Here is a 20,567-nt window from a genome sequence, read left to right as displayed (position 1 = left end):
AGCGGCAATATGCGAGAGAAAATAAGAATAGCATCGCATTGCTCGCCTTGATGGACTCCATGTCTTTCAAGGTTTTTTTTGGGGGAAGCATAGGAAAGGGGAGGGATGTTAAGGTCATTCCGGCATGAACGAGCCGAGCTTATTCATATATTCTTTACAGTCCGCTAACACCAAGGTTATACAGACAAGCTACGATTTGGAATGATAACCCATATTGGGAAGGGAGCGACAAAATGGTATATCGGATCTGGACAAAGACAATCCGTGTCATTGCGGCGGCCGTGTTGCTGCTGTCTTCGATCGCGCCTGCGGGCTGGATCGCAGGAACTGCCGCTGCATCGGAGGCGGTGCTTACCGTCGCCGATGCGATCGCGAAAAACAATGACGGCAAGTCCTACACGGTGGAAGGGTATGTTGTCGGCTTTGCTATCAGCAGCACCGCATTTACGCGGGATAGCGCGAAATTCAACGCCGATACGAATCTGGTCATCGCAGACCGCGCTGAGGAGACGGCAGAGGACAGGACGCTGTTCGTCCAGATTGCGTCTCCGTTCAGACAAGAGTTCGGCTTGCAATCGAATCCAAGCCTGATCGGTTCCCGGATTCGAGTCACCGGAACGCTGGAAGAGTATTTCAAGCCTCATCGCGGCGTCAAATCAACCGCCTTCATGGAAAAGGTCACCGTCACGCCTCCGGATCAAGCGGCTTCCGTAACCGCCGTTCCGCCTTCCGGAGCGGTGCAAGCGGGGACGCGGGTGAGTCTCTCGTCGCCAACGGTGACCGCCTCCGTCTACTACAATCTGAGCGGCAGCTTCGACAAGTCCGAGTTCGTTCCGTATACCGGGCCGATCGAGATTACAGGACCGACGGCCATCAAGGCCTATGCCAAGCAGGATGGATTGAAGGACAGCGATATTTCCGAATTCATCTATACGGTTGTCACGGCCTCAAGCATTGCGGAGGCAAGAGGGCTGAATGCGGGTGATTCCGCTCTGGTTCAAGGCATCGTGACCTACAGGGAAGACACGGGCAGCGGCTTCTCCAATCTGTATGTTCAGGACGATACGGCGGGCATTGTCGTCCGCGGCCAGAATATTACGGCCGAGCAAGGCGATAAGATCGAGGTGCAGGGCAGGCTGGAGCTGTACAACGGTCTCCTGCAGTTGAATAAGGAGCAGGGCGGCAGCCTCCGAATCGTGGAGCCGGGCTTGCCTCTGCCGGCGGCGAAGCCGATCACCTCGGCGGATTTTGCCCGGGAGGCCGGGAAGCGATACGAAGGCCAGTTGGTGGAAGTCGCCGCGGCTGCGATCGACCGAAGCAGCGGCTCTGCCTACTATGCCGCTGACCAGTTTGGCGCAGGCATTGTCATTTACGCCAAAAATGTTCCCGCAGCGTTCGCGGTCAGCCGCACCTACGAAAGAATTACCGGCGTCTTGTCCTATCATAGCTCGTACGGGTACCAGTTGATTCCGCGAGCTTATGAGGATGTGGTGGAGACCGAGCTGTCCGTAACGGCAAGCATCCCATCCGGGAATGTCGCCACGGGCAGCGAGATTGCGCTCCGCACGCCGGCTTCCGGCGGCGTCATGTACTATACGCTGGACGGAACGGAGCCGACGCAGGCGAGCTCCCGCTACGCAGCGCCGATCGCGATCCAGGAGGATACGACGATCAAGGCCATCGTCGCGAAGGACGGAGCGGCCAGCGGGGTCTATACGTTCACATACAAGGTGCTGAAGGATACCGGCCATCTCCTGATCCACGATATTCAGGGCGAAGGCCATCGCTCTCCCTACACGGATCAAGCCGTGACGGGCGTGGAAGGCATCGTGACGTTCAAGCGGGATAAGAGTAACTTCTATATCCAGGAAAGCAATCCGGACCGGTACAGCAAGGATGGCCGCGCCTCGGATGCCATTCTTGTCTATCACAAGGACAGCCCGGTGAAGGTCGGGGACAAAGTCAAGGTATCCGGCGTCGTCAAGGAATATAAGGAAAAGACGTATTCCAGCAATCCGGTCGATCTGACGACGACGGAAATCGCGGCTTCGAGCGTGGATATTATTTCGCATGATCAGGATCTGCCTCCCCCCGTTGTGCTGGGCAAGGATCGGATGATTCCGTCATCGATCATTGCGGACGGCTATCAACTGACGGATGCTTATTACGATCCGGAGCGCAATGCGCTCGATCTGTACGAGAGTCTGGAAGGGATGCGCGTCACGATCGAGAACCCGGACATTATCGGCCCTTATAAATATGAGATACCGGTCAGGGTGCGGCAGGAGGGCAGCCATCCCGTCGTGTCTCCGGCGGGCGGTCTCGTCCTGACCGAGGACAGCCTCAATCCGCAGCGCGTGCTGGTATCCCTTGATTATCTCACGCCGAAGCCGAATCCGGTCGTCAAGACGGGCGATCGGTTTACAGAGCCGCTTACCGGCGTCATCGCTTACTCCTTCAGCAATTATAAGCTGCTGCCGGAACGGCTGCCGGAGGTGGAGAGCGGCAAGGGGGAGCCTGCGGTGACGAGCATCGTAGCGGACAGCGAGAAATTGACCATTGCTTCCTTCAATGTCGAAAATTATTGGAACGATCCGAGTACGAAGGGGAAAGAGAAAACCCGCAAAATCGGGGACGTTATTGTGCGCAACCTGAAGTCCCCGGATATTATCGGGTTGATGGAAGTGCAGGACAATAACGGGGACACGGATAATGGCGTCGTCGATGCAAGCCGCAATTATGAAGCGATTATCGCGGCGATTCAAGCAGCCGGTGGGCCGGTCTATCACTATACGGATATCGCTCCGGAGGACAAAATGGACGGAGGCGCTCCGGGAGGCAATATTCGCGTCGGGTTCCTGTACAATCCGGATCGGGTCGCGCTGGCTGACAGCCAACAGAATGCGAAGGGCGACGCGAAGACCGCCGTCCGTTACGGCCCGGACGGATTAACGTACAATCCGGGACGGATTGAGCCGGCGAACGAAGCGTTCGACAGCTCGCGCAAGCCGCTGGCCGCGGAGTTCCTGTTCCGGGGGGAGCGGGTGCTGGTCATCGCCAACCACTTCAACTCGAAGGGCGGGGATCATGCGCCGTATGGAGGCGTTCAGCCTCCGCAGCGCTCGAGCGAAGTGCAGCGGGCGAAGCAAGCGGCGCTCGTGCACGGCTTCGTAAGTGAAGCGCTGACCCGCAATCCGCAGACGAACGTGGTGCTGATCGGGGATTTGAATGATTTCCAATTCTCCGATACCTTGCGCATCGTGGCAGGCAATGAATTAATCAATCTGGTGGACGGCCTTCCGGAAGCCGAACGATACTCTTATATTTATGAAGGCAACTCGCAGACGCTGGATCATATTTTGGTCGATAAAAAGCTGGCCAAGCGCGCAGAACTGGACATCGTGCATATCAATGCGGATTTCATGGAAGCGCATGGACGGGTGAGCGACCACGATCCGCTGCTCGCTCAGCTTCAGTTCGGCAAGCCGGATGACGAAGAGTTCCAGTTGAGGCTGCTTCACACGAATGATACGCATGCGCATCTGGACAGTGTGCCGCGCCGCATTACGGCGATCAAGGAAGCGCGCGCGGGCGCGGATCATTCCCTCCTGCTCGATGCGGGCGATGTCTTCTCTGGCACGCTGTACTTCAACAAGTATGAAGGCCTGGCGGATCTGGACTTCATGAACCTGATCGGCTACGATGCGATGACCTTCGGCAACCATGAATTCGATGCCGGGCCGGCGAAGCTGGCGAACTTTATCAAGCAGGCGCGGTTCCCGTTCGTCAGCGCCAATATCGATTTCGGCCAGGAGCCGGAGCTCCGGGGCCTGTTCCGTCACGAGATCGGCCATCCGGGAGCGGAGGCGAGCATTTACCCGGCGATTATCCTCGAGGTGGACGGCGAGAAGGTCGGCGTTTTCGGCTTGACGACGGAGGATACGGCATTTCTGGCTTCTCCGGGCGAGCATCTCGACTTCCGCAATTTCGCGGACAGCGCCCGGGCAACGGTGGCCATGCTGCGCGAAGAAGGAATCGACAAAATTATTGCGCTCACCCATCTCGGGTATGAAGTCGACCGGGCGCTGGCCGAGAGCGTGGAAGGCATCGACATCATTATAGGCGGCCATTCGCATACGAAATTAACGGAGCCGGCCGTCATCGAGCGGGCAGACGGCCAACGGACCTTGATCGTTCAGACCGGGGAATACGGCCGCTACCTCGGCGAGCTGGATGTCACCTTCGACCGCAGCGGAGCATTGACGGACTGGAGCGGCAAGCTGACCGATATCGATGCGAAGGATGCCTCTGGACAATATATCTTTGCCGACGATGAGGAGGCCGCGGCGAAGCTGGCCGAGTACGCCGGGCCGCTGGAGGAATTCAAGAAGCAGGTCATTGGCAAGACGAAGGTGTTCCTGGACGGCGAGCGCGGCAGCGTGCGCAAGCAGGAGACCAATCTGGGCAATCTGATTGCCGACAGCATGCGCGCCAAGGTGCAGCGCCTGCTGAACGAGACAGACGTCAAAGGCTATGTCACGATTCAAAACGGCGGCGGCATTCGGGCGTCGATTCAGGCGGGCGATATTACGCTGGGCGATCTGCTGACGGTCATGCCGTTCGGCAACAATCTGTCCGCTGTGAAGATGACGGGCGAGGAGATTATCGCTGCCCTGGAGAATGGCGTCAGCGGCGTGGAGACGGGGCAGGGACGCTTCCCGCAAGTGTCGGGCATGCGCTTCTATTACGACTCCACGAAGAAGGGCGAGACGATCGACGCCGTAACTGGCGAGGTCACGCAGAAAGGCGAGCGGATCGTCAAGGTTCAGGTAAAAAATGACGACGGCACCTATGCCGATATCGATCCGCGAGGCTATTACATCGTGGCGACGAACTCGTTCATGGCGGACGGGGGAGACTTCTACCGGTCGATGAAGCAGGCGAAGAACGAGGGCCGCTTCTATGAGCTGAACATTGTCGATTACGAGGTATTCATCGAGCATCTTGATCGCGTCGGCACCATCAACGCCGGCGTGGAAGGGCGGATTACCGATCTGAAGGGCGGCAAGCTGCCGGAAGAGCCCGGCCCGAATCCGAATCCGGGCCCGGGGACAGGATCAGGCTCCGGATCAAGCTCCAGCTCGGATTCCCGCTCCGCCCCAAGTCCGAAGCCGACACCGAAGCCTGCCGAGGATAAGCCGGGAACCGTCACGGCGACACCGGAAAAGCTGGCCGCTTACGGACGCGGCATCATCGTATTCGAGATGCCGGCCGGGACGAACGAAGTGAAGTTCCCGTCCAATACGTACGGGCTGCTGCTTCAGAATAAGCTGGAAGTGAAGTCGGAGCATATTGCGCTTAAGCTCCCTTCCGAATTGATGAAGCAGTTGATCCATCCATGGACGGACAGCGAGAAGCAAGGCTCCGTCATCTCCTTGAAGCTGGCGCCGCTCGCGAAGAAGGCGGCGAACGAGATGATCGCCAAGGCCGAAAGGGCATCCGGCATGAAGGTGAGGCTGTCCGGGGAAATGTACGAACTTGGCCTGATGATCACGCTCGCGAACGGAACGACGGAGAAGCTGGCCTCCTTCGAACAGCCTGTTGTGCTTCGACTCACCGCCGACGCGGACATCTGCCTGGACTTCGCAGGGATATATGCGATCGTCGGCAGCGGAGCGGTGGCGCAGGCAGAGGGAGACTACGCTCGTGCCGAGATGACGGCGCTGATCCGCCAGTTCGGCACCTATGCGGTGCTGGAAATGACGAAGCCGTTCGCCGATCTCCCTTCCGGCCATTGGGCCTACGGCGTCGTTCAAAAGCTGGCGATGAAGCGGATCATAAGCGGCACCAGCGCTACGAAGTTCGAGCCGGCGCGGGCCATTACCCGGGCGGAATTCACCGCGCTGCTGGCGCAGGCGTTGAAGCTGACCGGGACGGGCGGCAAGGCGTTTGCCGACGTCGACGCCGACGCCTGGTACGCCTCGTCGATCGCGGCGGCCCATAAGGCGGGTATCGTCAGCGGCAAGAGCGCGAACCGCTTCGATCCCGCGGGCGCGGTTACCCGGGAAGAGATGGCGGTTATGCTGGTCAAAGCTTATGAAGCGAAGACAGGCAAGAAGCTTGCCGCCAACACGAAGGGGACGTTCAGCGACGCGGGGCGGATCTCGCGCTGGGCGGCCGATTATGTGAACGCCGCAGCCGGGTTCGGCTTGATGAAGGGGCGGGCGACCGGGCGATTCGTTCCCGAAGCGGCCGCGAATCGAGCGGAAGCCGCGCAAGCGATTTACAATTTACTGACCGATTAATCATCCGTGACAAAGAAAACAGGGCAGGCAGAGTGATATCTGCGATGCCCTGTTTTGTTGCAGACAGGATAGCAGGCCATTGGAATAAAATAGGGCACATTCCTTCGGGCAAGATTGTTTTCGGGGCGTATCATAGTTAGATACGATATCTTTCATGAGCCTGGCTGCCGAACGAAGGGGTATCAACTATATAACCTGCGGAGGGAAGGCCGATGAGAGCCATATTGATTGATGATGAATATTTGGCGCTTGCTTATTTGAATGACCTGTTGGCCGAGACAGGGAAAATTGCAATTGAAGGAACCTATCAGGATCCGAAGCGGGCCCTGAAGGAAATCGAAGACATCGCGCCGGATGTCGTGTTTTTGGATATCGACATGCCGGAGATGACGGGGATAGAACTGGCGGAGCGAATTCAGTCTTCGCTCCCGGCCGTACAGATCGTGTTCATTACCGCCTATGATCATTATGCCGTCAAGGCGTTTGAACTCAATGCCATCGACTATTTGCTGAAGCCGGTCGAGGTCGAACGGTTGGCAGCGACGCTGGAGCGGCTGGCGGAGCGGGCGTCCATGACGGCGCAAGCCAAGAAGCAGGCGTCCATCCGCCTGATCCGCTGCTTCCAGAACCTGCATATCGAGTTCGAGAATCCGTCGCAGAAGCCGATTCGCTGGCGAACGTCCAAGGCCCAGGAACTGTTCGCTTACCTGCTGCATCATAGAGGAAGGCAGGTCCGCAAAGAAATTCTACTCGAGCTGCTGTGGCCGGACATGAATGCCAAAAAAGGGTACGCCCAGCTCTATACCGCCATTTATCAAGTGCGCAAAACGTTGGAGCCTTACCTCGACCAGTTGAAAATTATCAACTGCGAGGACAGTTATATGCTCGTCCTTCAAGACGCGGTCATCGACTGCGTGCAGTGGGAGCAGGAGACCGAGGCGCTGCCCCCTGTCGGACAGGATACGATTCTGGCCTACCGGGAGCTGCTGCAGCAGTACAGCGGCGACTATTTGGCCGATTGCGGCTACTTGTGGGCGGAGGGAGAACGGCAGCGCCTTCGTTCCCTGTGGCTCCGTCTCGTGAACGAGGTTGCCGACTATTATGTGGCGGAGAACGATTTTCCGGCTGCGCTCGAGGTGTATCACCGGCAGGTCAATGTATACCCGCGAATTGAATCCGGCTACTATATGCTGATGCGGTTATATGCGGAGCTGGGGGATCGGAATGCGGTGGATGCGACCTACGCCAAGCTGTGCGACATGACGCAGAACGAGTTCGGGATTCCGCCGCAGGCGGCCTATCGATCGTGGTATGAGAGATGGAGAGGCAACTAGAAGAGAGGATAAACAATGTACATAATCGCAGGTAAGGCCGGAACGGCCGCAATGAGAAAAAGAAAGTTGTAGATCCTATGTCCATACGAAAAATTATGATAACGGCCGGTTTGGTCTTGGTTATTTTGACGATCATCCGTCTGTTGTGGATAGCCAAGTTCATGGTGTTCGATTCCCCGCAAGCCGAGCATGGCGTGTTGGATTTGCGCGGCCGGGATATTTCCGCCGGGCAGGCTTTTACGCTAAATGGAGAATGGGAATTCTACCCCGGCGTCTATTTGCGGGAAGGGGATTATCCCCCTGCAGCCGAGCGGCATATGATACGGGTGCCCGGCAATTGGAAGGCGGATATATTCGAGGAAGGCTATGGTTACGGTACGTACCGTCTGCGTATTTTGATCGATCCGGCAGAGGGCAAGTCGCTCGCTATCCGGGTTCCCAATATTCAGAATTCGTCCGAGTTATACGTGAACGGGCGTCTGCTGGCGCATTCCGGCCGTCCGGCCGAAGATGACGAGCACAACATAGCCCAGAACATTCCATATTCCGCCTTCTTTGTGCCGGGCGGCGGCGAGGTCGAGATTGTCATTCATGCCGCCAACTTCATGAACAAGCGCATCGGCGGGATCACGCGCCCGCTGCTGTTCGGTACGGCGGAGGCCGTAACCAACGCGACTTGGCTGAGCATTGGCTCGCAATTAATGGTCTGCATCGTTCTAATCATGCATGTGGTGTACGCGATCATTTTGCAGCTTGACTATGAATGGTACATCAAGCTTATTTTTATCTCGATGTTCGGTGTTTCGGGGTTCTTGCTGCAGTTCGCCAAGCATTTATTTCCGGAGTACAGACAAGTTACAGCATTCCGATGGCATGGAGCCGCGTGCTTGGCGGTGTCCTTCTTCATTTTTTGCTCGCCCGCCCGGGTTACGTTAAGCATTGATATTTTATACAGCCTGATTATTATCTTCTCCTACCTTACGGTTCCCGTGATTATGCTGCGCGCGTCCCTGAAAAGGGAGCGTGACGCCATTTATTTATTGATTTCGGCGATAGCTGTGACAGTAAATATTATCTGGGGAAGCATCAAGTCGAGATTTTGGTTCGATTTGACCTACTATCCGATCGATTTGATTATCGCCTTTCTCGCCTTCGCCACGTTCTGGATCAAGCGATTTTTCCGTGATTCGGCCCAGATGGCGGATATGAACGTTCAATTGATCAAGGCGGATAAGGTGAAAGATGATTTCCTGGCGAACACTTCGCATGAATTGCGGACGCCGCTGCACGGCATCATCAACATGGCCCAGAGCGTGCTTGAGGACGAGCGGCGCTCGCTGACTGAACCGAACCGCAAAAATTTGGAGTTGATCGTGGCGGTCGGGCGCCGCATGTCGCATCTGCTGAGCGATCTGCTCGATTCCTCCCAATTGAAGCAGGAGAAGCTGCGGCTTCAACTGGAGCGCGTGTCCGTCCCGCCGGTGGCGCTCGGCGTGATCGACATGCTGTCCTTCATGACCGAAGGCAAGCCGATTCGGCTGGAGATGAACATTCCGGAAGACCTTCCTCCCGTCATTGCCGACGAGGAACGGCTGATTCAGATCCTGTTCAACCTGATTCACAATGCCATTAAATACACGGATGAGGGCGCCGTGATCGTTGACGCGGACGTTCGGAAGTGCTTCGCGCAGATCCGCGTCTCGGATACCGGGCGCGGCATGGACCAGGCCACGAAGCAAAGAGCGTTCCAGGCGTAGAACAGGGGGAAGCGAGCGCGGGCGTCGGAGGCATCGGCCTCGGCTTAAGCATTACGAAGCAGTTGGTCGAGCTGCATGGCGGAACGCTGAAGGCGGAATCGGAGGAAGGACTCGGTTCCGTGTTCACCTTCACGCTTCCGCTGGCGCAGTCGGGAAGCCCGGTCTGGAAACGGGGGAAGACGGAAGCCGCCTTGCTTCGAAACCGCAGTCATGCTCTGCCTGTTCCTGGCGTACCAGACGGTTCGCCGGAAATAGCCGCTGCGGCGGACGGCATGAACATATTGGCTGTCGATGATGACCCGGTCAATCTGAACATCCTGACCAATCTTCTGTTCGCGGAGGGATATAATGTCGCGACCGCCATGAACGGCAAGGAGGCCGCCGCCATGCTGGATCAGAAGCGCTGGGATCTGGTCAGTGCCGATGTCATGATGCCGCATATGTCCGGCTATGAGCTGACCCGCTCCATCCGCGAGCGCTTCTCCATGTCGGAGCTTCCTGTGCTGCTGCTGACGGCCCGCAGCCGGGCGGAAGATATTTATTCCGGCTTCCGCGCCGGGGCGAACGACTATGTGACCAAGCCCGTTGAAGCCCTGGAGCTGAAGTCGCGGGTGCGAGCGTTGACCGACCTGAGAAGCTCCGTCGGGGAACTGCTTCGCATGGAAGCCGCCTACTTGCAGGCTCAGATCAAGCCGCATTTCCTGTTCAATACATTGAATTCCATTGTCGCATTAAGCAAATTCGACACGGATAAAATGCGCGCGCTTATTGAATCGTTCAGCAGATATTTGCGGCTGAGCTTCGATTTGTGGAACGCGGAGCATCTCGTCCCGCTGGAGCATGAGCTGGATCTCGTGCGCGCTTACCTGACGATCGAGAAGACGCGCTTCGGCGACAGACTGGACGTGATCTGGGCCGTGAATGCCGGGCTGCACACCGAGATCCCGCCGCTCACGATTCAGCCGCTCGTCGAGAATGCGCTTCGTCACGGCATTCTGAGCCGTTCCCAAGGAGGACTCATTCAGATTCGAATCGAAGCGGAGGCGGACGGCATCCGGATCGCCGTGGCGGATGACGGGATCGGAATGGACAGGCTGACGGTGGAGCGATTGCTGGATCGCGGCAAGCGCCCGCAGGGCGGAATCGGCCTAATCAATACGGACAAGCGGCTGCGGAAGCAGTATGGCCAAGGATTGAGCATCCAGAGCGCGGAGGGGAAGGGCACGACGGTCTCCTTCCATATTCCGAATAAGCGGTAACGAAGCCGTAGCAGCATACCAAGACCCGCAACTCTCTTATGCAAGAGGCTTGCGGGTCTTCCCGAGCCGGCTGTGCTTCCCGCAGTAGAGGCTTTGTAGCGCAGGCACAATCCGCAGGACGATCTGATCACCCGGCTGGTGCACGCGACCGCCGACGGGGAGCCGCTGTCCTCTATCGAACTGATCGGGTTCTGCATTCTGCTGCTCGTCGCGGGCAACGAGACGACGACCAATCTCCTCTCCTCGGCTCTGCTCTGCTTCGACAGCGATCGCGAGGCATGGCGCGATATCCGGGAGGATCGCTCGCTCTTGCCGGGGGCGATCGAGGAGGTGCTGCGTTATGCATCGCCCGTACAGGTTATGGATCGCCGCGTCAAGGAGGATGTGGAAGTGGATGGACAGGTATGGAAGGCGGGGCAATATGTGCTCCTCTGGATCGGTTCGGCGAATCATGACGAATCGGTATTCGACCAGCCATCCGTCTTCAATATCCGCCGCCGCCCGAACCCGCATGTCGCTTTTGGCCACGGCATTCATTTCTGTCTCGGCGCCCAGCTCGCCCGGCTGGAGGCGAAGATTGCCCTGAACGCGATGCTTGACCGCTTCCCGAACTTCCGCCGCGATCGCTCCCATCGGCTGGAACGCATCGACAGCCAGCTTGTGTTCGGCGTGAAGTCCCTGCCGATTATTCTGTCATAAGTTAGGGTGGACGACACGCTTATACGTCCATGCTTTCCCTGCTTCAGGCAGCCGTTCTCCTGTGGAGAAGGCTGTCTTTTTCGCTTTTGGTGCAACGCATTGAAGGCAATATACGTATAGTCTGGTATAGAGTTGCAAGAGAAGAGAGAGTTGTCTCGCATCCGGCATGAATCGAAGGGAGGGTTAGCACCTTGACTTTTGTGTGGGAAAATATGATCGTCGCCCTCGTTCTCATGCTGCTGGCTGTCTTGCTTATCATTGGCGTGTTCGTATATGCGCGGAGAAGACGGAGCCGCTCGCGCGCCGCGCAGAACGACAGGGAAGGGAACGGCCGCACCCCGGACGGGGGCATCGAGCCTCAGAGAAGGTAGCGGCGCCGGGCGAAGAGGATCCGATGCCAGGCTCCGCTTGCCTCGTCCTGTCGCAGAGAACATACGGCAGTCGCCGCCCCCTGGTTGCTCCCTTGGGAAGGGAACGCGTCAGGGGGCGTTTTCTTATTGACTCGCTGAATACAGCCTTACCGTACGATTCCCGGCGAGGCTCGCATTGGCCGCTTCCAGGAAGGCGATAAGCTCCAGCGTCTCCGCGAGCGGGACGTCCGGCTCCCGGGTCTGGAAGAAAGCCATGACCCGTTCCAGCAGGCTCGCATAGAACGGCTTGGCATCGGCCGCCACATCCGCATAGCGCGATTGACGCTCGCCATGAACGAGCGCGCCGAACGTCCCGCCTTGGCGGCCGCGGATCGTCGCCATGCGCCCGTCCTCCCAGCGCGCGGCAATGCACTCTCCGCCGGGAATCGATTCCGCCCGGACTTCCCGGCACCCGGGCCCCATGGCTGCGTACAGCATCTCCGCACAGTGGATGCCGTAATAGAACAGCCCCGGCGCGCCATCTCCCCGCGGCGTCGGGCCGAAGGCATCCACGCCTTGCGCATAGGGCGCGCCTTCCGCCTCGGCCGTCACTTCCCTCACCGCCGAAGTAAGCGCTTCCGCATAGCGCAGCGCGGAGCTGCTCATGACCGGCGTTCCGTTTTGGGCGGCCAGGTCCGCGATGCGGTTGGCGGAGGCAGAGGAGAGCGCCAGCGGCTTGTCGATGAAGACGGGCTTGGCGAAGGGCGCCACCGCTGCGAATTGCGCTTCATGCACGCCGCCGTCGACCGATTCCAGCAGCAGGACATCGCATTGCTCCGCCAATGACGGGAGATCCGGCACGAGGGTGACGCCGTATTGACCGACAAGCTCATCTGTATACGTTTTCAGACGGGACATGCTCAGTTCCAGCCCGGGCGTGCCGCCTTGATAGGCGGCGACGACCTTCCCGCCCGGCACATGATGGGGATGAGTGCTGTCATTGAGCAGCGCGGTGAAGGCCGTGACGTGGGATGTATCGAGTCCGATAATTCCGATTCGGAGCATTATGCTGCCTCCTATCTATATTTTGGATAATTGCTCCTTCTATCGTACTCTCATTTTAATAGAGGCGCCAGTCATTTCTTGCCCTGTGGCGGCACGCCCTCCGCAGCCTCTCAATGAAGCGCCAACAGAAGAATGGCGGCGAGCGTGGTTGCCGCCAGCCCGATGACGACGGGAATCAGATTGCGGCGGGCCAGCTCGAACGGGCTCACGCCGCAGATGGCGGCCGCGGGAATCAGCGCCCACGGAATCAGCGTGCCGCCCCCGACCCAGATGCCCGCGATCTGGCCGAGCGCCGTCAAGGTCGCCGTTCCGCCGCCGCTGGCGGTTCCGAACAGGGAGGCGACCGATCCGGCGAGCGAGATGCCGGAGAAGCCGGAGCCGTCCAGGCCCGTAATGGCTCCGACCACCGCCAGCGCCCCGGCTCCGGCGGCCGGATGGAGCGGCACGCTATGGGCCAGCGCGACGCCCAGATCATTGACGATCCCTAGGGTCCCTTCCGGCAGTCCTTGATGGAACAGCTCGAGAAAGGCCGCATCGCCGAGATAGAAGAAGGCGGCGATCGGAATGACCGGGCCGAACACTTTGAAGCCGAACTGCAGGCCTTCGATTAGATAGGCGGTCGTCGCCTCCAGCGCCTGCTTCCGATGGGTGAGCCCGGTCAGCAGCACCAGAATCCCGATCGCCGTACCGCCGATAAGGGCGGTCGCTTCTCCGCCTTGCAGATCGAGGCGGAACAGCAGGAAGACATCGACGGCGAACAGCAGCGGGATAAGCAGCGCCGCCGCCGTCTTCGCCCGGGCGGACAGAGGCAGGCGCGGCGGCTCGCTAACCGCGGCATTGTTCGCCAGTCCGGTCGCCATCGTCAGCCGGCCGGTCCGCATGTCGCGGCGCATCATCCAGTAGGAGACGGCGACCGTGACCGCGCCCATGACGAGGACGAGCGGCACGCTGGCCTGCAGCACCTGCTGCACAGGCAGGCCCGCGGCGTCGGCGGTCAGCTTCGGCGCGCCTTGGATGACGAAGTCGCCGGACAGCGCGATGCCGTGGCCGAACAGATTCATGGCCATGGCGACCGCCAGCGGCGGAAGGCCGACGCGGACCGCAGCCGGCAGCAGGACGGCGCCGATAAGAGCGACGGCCGGGGAAGGCCAGAAGAAGAGGCTGATGAGGAACATCAGGAGCCCGACGGTCCAATAGGCCGGGCCGGGCCCCCGCATCAGCCGCGTGAACGGGGAGACCATGGTCTCGTTCACGCCGGACGCGACCATGACGCGGCTCATCGCGACGATGATGGAAATGATGAGTATCGTTCCCAGCAGTTGCTCCAGCGCATAGATGAAGCTTGTGAACATGCCGCTCACCGCCGAACTGGCCGACGAGGTGGCGAGCAATCCTAACGCAAAGATGCCGATCAGGCAGACGACCGTGGTGTCCCGCCGCAGGACGAGGCACAGAATGATGAGGGCGACGAACAGCAAATAGACGGCATGAATGCCGGTTAATGCGACTGTCATACAGAATCGCCTCCGTTGGATATGCCTTGGTCTCAAGATAGTTCATCCTATGCGGGAGCCTAGCTGTTGGGAAGCGGTGGGCATCGGGGACACGAGGAAAATAATCGGGACTAATCCTGGGGGCCGAAGACGCAAAAAGGGCTGCTCCCGGTCATCGCGGACCTTGGGAACAGCCCTGTTGTTCATTTGTCATCGTTACGCAGTCAGACGGTTTGTTTACGCGTTCGCCTTTTCCCTGGCGATCATTTGCCGCAATACGGTTTGGAGAATGCCGCCGTTGCGGTAGTAGTCGACGTCGACCATGCTGTCCAGACGAACCGTAACCGGGAATTCGAACGTCGAGCCGTCTTGGCGGGTCGCTGTGACTTGCAGCGTTTGTCCCGGTTGAATGTCGTTCGACAAGCCGTTGATGCTGAACACTTCCGTACCGTCGATGCCGAGCGTCTTCCAGCCGTGGCCTTCCTGGAATTGCAGCGGAAGCACGCCCATGCCGACCAGATTGCTGCGGTGGATGCGCTCGAAGCTTTCGGCGATGACCGCTTTGACGCCGAGGAGATACGTTCCCTTCGCCGCCCAGTCGCGGGAGCTGCCTGTGCCGTATTCTTTGCCGGCAATGACAACCAGGTTCGTGTTCTCGCCTTGATATTTCATGGACGCATCGTAAATGGACATAATCTCGTCGTTCGGCAAATACTTTGTCACGCCGCCCTCGGTGCCCGGAGCCACTTGGTTGCGGATGCGGATGTTCGCGAACGTTCCGCGCATCATCACCTCGTGGTTGCCGCGGCGGGAACCGTAAGAGTTGAAGTCTTTGCGCTGAACGCCGTGCGCGATCAGGTATTCCCCTGCCGGGCTGTCTACCTTGATGTTGCCGGCCGGCGAGATGTGGTCCGTGGTCACGGAATCGCCAAGCAGCGCCAGGACGCGGGCATTGTCGATATCGGCGATGTCTCCGAGCTGAGTGCCCAGATTCTCGAAGAACGGCGGGTTCTGGATATAGGTTGACTTCGCATCCCATTCATACAGCTCGCCTTCCGGAACCGGAATCGCATTCCAGCGTTCGTTCTGCGTGAAGACATGCTCGTATTTTTCGCGGAACATCGAAGCGTTGATCGCTTGCGCCATCGCCTGCTTGATCTCTTCCGAAGAAGGCCAGATATCTTTCAAATATACAGGCTGGTTATTCTTGTCGTATCCGATCGGCTCGTTCTCCAGATCGATATTGACCGTGCCCGCGAGCGCATAGGCAACGACGAGCGGAGGGGAAGCCAGGTAGTTCGCTTTCACCTGCGCGTGAATGCGGCCTTCGAAGTTCCGGTTCCCGGACAGCACAGCCGCGACCGTCATGTCATGCTCGGCAATCGCCTGGCTCACTTCATCCGGCAGCGGACCGGAGTTCCCGATGCACGTTGCGCAGCCGTAGCCGGCGACATGGAAGCCGAGCTGCTCCAGCGATGCCATCAGACCGGATTTCTTCAAATATTCCGTAACCACCAGAGAACCCGGCGTCAAGCTGCTCTTCACGTAAGCCGGCTTGCGCAGTCCGCGCTCGACCGCCTTCTTCGCCACAAGGCCCGCACCGAGCATAACGCTAGGGTTGGAGGTGTTCGTGCAGCTCGTAATCGCCGCGATGACGACAGCGCCCGTCGACAATTGTGTTGTCTCGCCGTTCGGATGAACCACGGGCACCTTCTGTTCGATTTTGCTGTCGCTCAGTCCGTATCCGCCTTTGTCGACCGGCGTGCGGACGATATCGAGGAAGGATTGCTTCATATTCGACAGCTCCACGCGGTCTTGCGGGCGCTTCGGTCCGGCCAGGCTCGGCACGACCGAGTTCAGGTCAAGTTCAATGATGTCGGTGAATACTGGGTCCGGCGTATCCGCATGACGGAACATGCCTTGGGCCTTGTAGTAGGCTTCCACGAGAGCGACTTGCTCCTCGGTGCGGCCGGTAAGGCGAAGGTAGTTCAGCGTCTCATGGTCTACCGGGAAAAATCCGATCGTCGCGCCGTATTCCGGCGCCATGTTGGCGACGGTCGCCCGGTCCGCCAGGCTGATGGATTCGAGACCCGGACCGAAGAACTCGACGAATTTGCCGACGACGCCTTTTTTGCGCAGCATCTGCGTAACGGTCAGCGCCAGGTCGGTTGCGGTCGCGCCCTCTGCAAGCGTTCCCGTTAATTTGAAGCCGATGACCTCCGGCGTAATGAAATAGAGCGGCTGGCCGAGCATGCCCGCTTCAGCCTCGATCCCGCCAACGCCCCAGCCGACTACGCCGAGACCGTTGATCATCGTCGTGTGGGAATCCGTACCGACGAGGGAATCGGGGAAGACTTCGGTCACGCCGTCGACTTCCTTGGTCGCGGCTACGGAAGCCAGATATTCCAGGTTCACCTGGTGAACGATACCGGTAGCCGGCGGCACCGCCCGGAAATTATCGAATGCGGTCTGGGCCCAGCGCAGGAAGCGATAGCGTTCTTCGTTGCGCTCGAACTCCACGTTCATGTTATATTCCAAAGCTTGATCCGAACCGAAAGCGTCGACCATTACCGAGTGGTCGATAACGAGATCGACCGGAACAAGCGGATTGATGCGCTTCGGATCGCCGCCCGCTTTTTTCACCGTATCGCGCATAGCCGCCAGATCGACGACGACCGGAACGCCGGTGAAATCCTGCAGGACGATCCGGGACGGAATGAACGGAATTTCCTTATTGTCATCTTGACCTTCCGCCCATTTTGCAATTTGATTGACGTGATCCTTCGTGATCGCGCGGCCATCGAATTGGCGAATGGCAGCCTCAAGCAGGACCTTGATCGAGAACGGAAGGCGATCAATTCCTTCGTAGCCTTGCGCGCCCAATGCTTCCAGGCTGTAGTAGCGGTACGACTTGCCGTCGACCTTCAGTTCGCGGGCCGTAGAGAAAGCATCTGTTCTTGCCATTGAAAATTACCTCCCTCTAGATTCTGTTCATCCGAAGCCCGTCATGGAGCTTCATGCTGTCATGCTTCGTTTGCTTACATTGTTCGTTTCATCTGATGAAACCCGATTTCATAATTGCTTCACATCCTTAGTATATCGTGTTCGCGAGACACCGTAAAGAGCTTTTCCCGTACAAACATGCCTAAATCTGCCGCTTCGACATGCGAAGGGGCATTTCTGCATACAATGGATAGCAAAATACCGGGCCGGCGGAGAGAAAAGAGCGACAGGCTCCATCCGCGGTTGACGCGGCAAACGTGAGTGAAGGAGGTGGAGAGAGGAATGCGTCATGATTGGAAGACGACCCTTTATTTGTACGTGGATCAGCATAATCGTTCCGAAATTGACGATCGGCCCCGGGCGATCCAGGCGCCAATGACTGACATGGAGCATGCGCTCCTCGCGAGCGAGCGGGCACGGAGGCTGGTTTCGTGGTATGAGAGCAGGGGGGCAAGCCCGACCAAGAGCGAGACGCAGGCGAAGCTCCTGCGCACCCACGAGGCCGATCAGGAGGTTACGGTAGACCTCGAATTCCATATCCGGAGAGGCTATGAGCAGAAGGGGCTCCCTCTGAAGGATGAGAGAATTGAGAGAGAGCGGCTGACCTTGCTCAAAGAAGGAAGCGGTTGGGTCGTGGCCAAGGTGGAGATTCCGGTGCCGGAGCGGCGGGGACAGCAATTCGTCGGGGCTGAGCAGGAGCGGGCATCGCGTTCGAGCCGCTCGCTGCCGCTGCTGAATCGGAATGTCCTTGGACCGTCCGGCTCCCTGCGGGCCATTCCGTACCGACGCGACAAAGCGGTCGCTTACGCGGACGAATGGTGGAATGAACCGAACCCGCGCTTCCTTAGCTTCGAGGTCGATTGCACCAATTATATCTCGCAATGTCTCTTTGCAGGCGGCGCACCGATGAACTATACTGGTAGAAGAGATTCGGGCTGGTGGTATAAAGGCATGGTTAACGGCCAGGAAGCGTGGAGCTACAGTTGGGCGGTAGCCAACAGCTTGGAGCGGCATTTGACGAACAGCACGCACGGTCTGCGGGCCGAGCTGGTCGATCATCCCGGTGATCTGCAGCTTGGTGACGTCATTGCGTATGATTGGGACGGCAACGGTCATTATCAGCATACGACGATTGTCACCGCATTCGATGCGAACGGCATGCCGCTGGTGAACGCTCACACGGTAAGCAGCCGCCACCGGTACTGGGATTACCAGGACTCGTATGCATGGACGGAAGCGACGAAGTACCGCTTTTTCCATATTGTCGATGCATTTTAGGTTGCCAGGCGGGGAAGGAGACAATCCGTTCCCGCTTATTGCGGTGTGGCCCGATGTGCGAGGCGTGACGGGCATTCTGGGAGAAGACAACAGGCGCATCAGGCGCTGACCGGAGGGGAACATGGAACAAGAACGTAAATTGCGCGTCGGTCTCATCTACGGCGGCAAATCAGGGGAACACGACGTATCGTTGTCTACGGCTTTTGCGGTGATGGGAGCGATGGATTACGGCAAGTATGAGATCCTTCCTTTTTATATTACGAAAAGGGGAGAGTGGCGGGTCGGCACATGGCGGGATCGGCCGTTCGCGAACCAAGAGGAGCTGACGCTGGAACCGTTCAGAGGGGGAACCGTAACGGCAATGGAGGTGCTATTCGCCGGCATCGACAGCGCGGAAGGAACGCCGGAGGATGGCATGAACCGGCGCCAGATCGATGTCGCATTCCCGCTTCTGCACGGCACGAACGGCGAAGACGGCACGATCCAGGGACTATTCGAGATGGCCGGCATCCCCTATGTCGGTGCGGGGGTGCTCGCCTCTTCCGTCGGCATGGACAAAGCCGTCATGAAGCAAGTCTTTGCTCACGCCGGATTGCCGCAGTGCAAATATGAGCATTTTCTTCGCTGGGAATGGGATCAGAATCAAGCGGAGATTATGGATCGGGTGCAGACCGAACTGGGCTATCCTTGCTTCGTCAAGCCGGCGAACCTCGGTTCCTCGGTCGGCATCTCCAAAGCGCGCAATGCAGCGGAATTGAAGCAGGCAATTGAACTCGCGCTGCAATACGACCGGAAGATTATCGTAGAGGAGTTCGTTGACGCGCGGGAAGTGGAAGTAAGCGTTCTGGGCAATGACGAGCCGCAAGCATCCATACCGGGCGAGATTATCTCATCCAACGAATTCTATGATTATAAGGCAAAATATATCGACGGCAAATCACAAATCGCCATCCCCGCGCCATTGGACGAGGAACTGCTGGAGCGAATCCGCGAGATGGCGCTGCAGGCCTACCGTGCCATTGACGGCTCCGGCCTGTCGCGCGTGGACTTCTTCGTCCGCCGTTCCGACATGGCTGTCCTGATTAATGAAGTCAATACGATGCCTGGCTTCACTCCGATCAGCATGTACCCGATCTTGTGGCAGGAGATGGGCATCACGTATCCGGCACTGCTCGATCGTCTGATTCAGCTCGCACTGGAGCGCTTCGAGACGAAGCAGAAGCTAGACTATGAGAACGCATAGCTTGACATAGCTCCACAGCTTGCTTCCCGCAGTCAGGTGTTTGACGCTGGCAGGATGAATAAAGCAATAGTAAAGGGCCTGCCGGACATGGACCGAGTGTGTCGGGCGGCTTGTCGAGAACCCCGGGTCTTTTTCTAAGACTTCGGGTTTCTTTTTCTTCTGGGCGTGGTGTAGGGGAGCGATGCATATAATAGGAAGAAAAACGGAAAATGACACCCGTCAAGGAGAACACTGGCATGCGGTGAAATCGGTGGAAAAGGAATGTCGAATGAGAGGATATGCCTTTCGAACCTCTTACGGGCACTATCCCCTTGGTTCATAATAGAGAAAAAATCCCGCGCTTGTTGAACATCAAGAACGCCAATAGGGAGCGAGCCCTGGATCCTATTCGGAAGTCGCTCTGCGTATGAGCATGTACCGGGCTGCTCCCGCCAACCGGGCCCGTTCGGACGGTCTGAGTCCTATCCCTTCGGGCCCGGCCCCCGCGTCCCATCTCGCGCTGAGCGGATGGGATAGGGCCCGAAAGGGCCAGTAAGCCCGTGTCCTATCCCGAGCTGAGTGGATGGGATAATGGCCGTAGGGGTCCTATAGCCCGTGTCCCATCTCGCGCTGAGCGGAAGGGATAATGTCCATAAGGGCCTGTAGCCCTGTCCCATCTCGCGCTGAGCGGATGGGATAGGGCCCGAAAGGCCCGCCACCCCCGTTCTGTCCCTGTGCGAGCGGGACAACGACGGGGCTAAGAGATCGACGTGAGGCGGGAGTTGTGCCACAATAGATATCA

10 protein-coding genes and 1 pseudogene are annotated in these 20,567 nt (G+C 58.4%); 8 read left to right on the top strand and 3 right to left on the bottom strand.

The genetic code is table 11. From position 1 onward, the window contains the following. Positions 1 to 233 precede the first annotated feature (233 nt). The 6 genes and pseudogenes from ABD76_RS07040 (at position 234) to ABD76_RS07020 (ending at position 11,725) form a co-directional block, all read left to right on the top strand. Positions 234 to 6,305 carry a 5'-nucleotidase C-terminal domain-containing protein gene (locus ABD76_RS07040; protein WP_197255475.1) on the top strand — a complete coding sequence of 2,024 codons (6,072 nt, stop codon included), beginning with the start codon at positions 234 to 236 and terminating at the stop codon, positions 6,303 to 6,305. A 212-nt stretch (positions 6,306 to 6,517) separates the two neighbouring features. After that, positions 6,518 to 7,639: a response regulator gene (locus tag ABD76_RS07035; RefSeq protein ID WP_197255473.1), complete on the top strand. Its 1,122-nt coding sequence runs from the start codon at positions 6,518 to 6,520 to the stop codon at positions 7,637 to 7,639. 77 nt (positions 7,640 to 7,716) lie between these two features. Further along, positions 7,717 to 9,482: pseudogene (locus tag ABD76_RS30155) on the top strand (sensor histidine kinase); the annotation flags it as partial. A gap of 186 nt (positions 9,483 to 9,668) precedes the next feature. Continuing rightward, positions 9,669 to 10,655 (top strand): response regulator, encoded by a 987-nt coding sequence (locus ABD76_RS30150; RefSeq protein ID WP_338125067.1) that lies wholly within the window; start codon positions 9,669 to 9,671, stop codon positions 10,653 to 10,655. Positions 10,656 to 10,778: 123 nt separating this feature from the next. Continuing rightward, a complete protein-coding gene (locus ABD76_RS07025) occupies positions 10,779 to 11,354 on the top strand; it encodes a cytochrome P450 (RefSeq protein ID WP_275100793.1) in 576 nt (191 codons plus the stop codon). A gap of 191 nt (positions 11,355 to 11,545) precedes the next feature. Further along, positions 11,546 to 11,725, top strand: a complete 180-nt coding sequence (locus tag ABD76_RS07020; protein ID WP_197255471.1) for a hypothetical protein — start codon at positions 11,546 to 11,548, stop codon at positions 11,723 to 11,725. A gap of 123 nt (positions 11,726 to 11,848) precedes the next feature. On the opposite strand, the gene ABD76_RS07015 is transcribed toward ABD76_RS07020, so the two are convergent. The 3 genes from ABD76_RS07015 to acnA all read right to left on the bottom strand — a co-directional run bounded on the left by ABD76_RS07015 (position 11,849) and on the right by acnA (position 17,226). Then, the gene (locus ABD76_RS07015) at positions 11,849 to 12,769 is read right to left on the bottom strand and encodes a Gfo/Idh/MocA family protein (RefSeq protein ID WP_197255469.1); all 921 of its coding nucleotides are present in this window, start codon (positions 12,767 to 12,769) and stop codon (positions 11,849 to 11,851) included. 110 nt (positions 12,770 to 12,879) lie between these two features. Further along, positions 12,880 to 14,283: a hypothetical protein gene (locus ABD76_RS07010; RefSeq protein WP_197255467.1), complete on the bottom strand. Its 1,404-nt coding sequence runs from the start codon at positions 14,281 to 14,283 to the stop codon at positions 12,880 to 12,882. Between the two features lie 216 nt (positions 14,284 to 14,499). Next, positions 14,500 to 17,226, bottom strand: coding sequence for an aconitate hydratase AcnA (gene acnA, locus ABD76_RS07005; protein WP_197255465.1), 2,727 nt, complete (start codon positions 17,224 to 17,226; stop codon positions 14,500 to 14,502). Positions 17,227 to 17,547: 321 nt separating this feature from the next. Between acnA and ABD76_RS07000 the strand changes: the two genes are divergently transcribed. Together ABD76_RS07000 and ABD76_RS06995 are read left to right on the top strand one after the other, a co-directional pair. Next, entirely contained in the window at positions 17,548 to 18,543 is a 996-nt protein-coding gene (locus ABD76_RS07000) for an amidase domain-containing protein (RefSeq protein WP_197255463.1), read from the top strand. A 121-nt stretch (positions 18,544 to 18,664) separates the two neighbouring features. Then, positions 18,665 to 19,786 carry a D-alanine--D-alanine ligase gene (locus ABD76_RS06995; protein ID WP_197255461.1) on the top strand — a complete coding sequence of 374 codons (1,122 nt, stop codon included), beginning with the start codon at positions 18,665 to 18,667 and terminating at the stop codon, positions 19,784 to 19,786. Positions 19,787 to 20,567: the final 781 nt, after the last annotated feature.

This window comes from Paenibacillus dendritiformis (assembly GCF_015845845.1).
In the GTDB taxonomy this organism is placed as follows: Bacteria; Bacillota; Bacilli; order Paenibacillales; family Paenibacillaceae; genus Paenibacillus_B; species Paenibacillus_B dendritiformis_C.
Note: the sequence above shows the minus strand (reverse complement) of the source record. Positions and strands in the feature narration are given on the sequence as shown.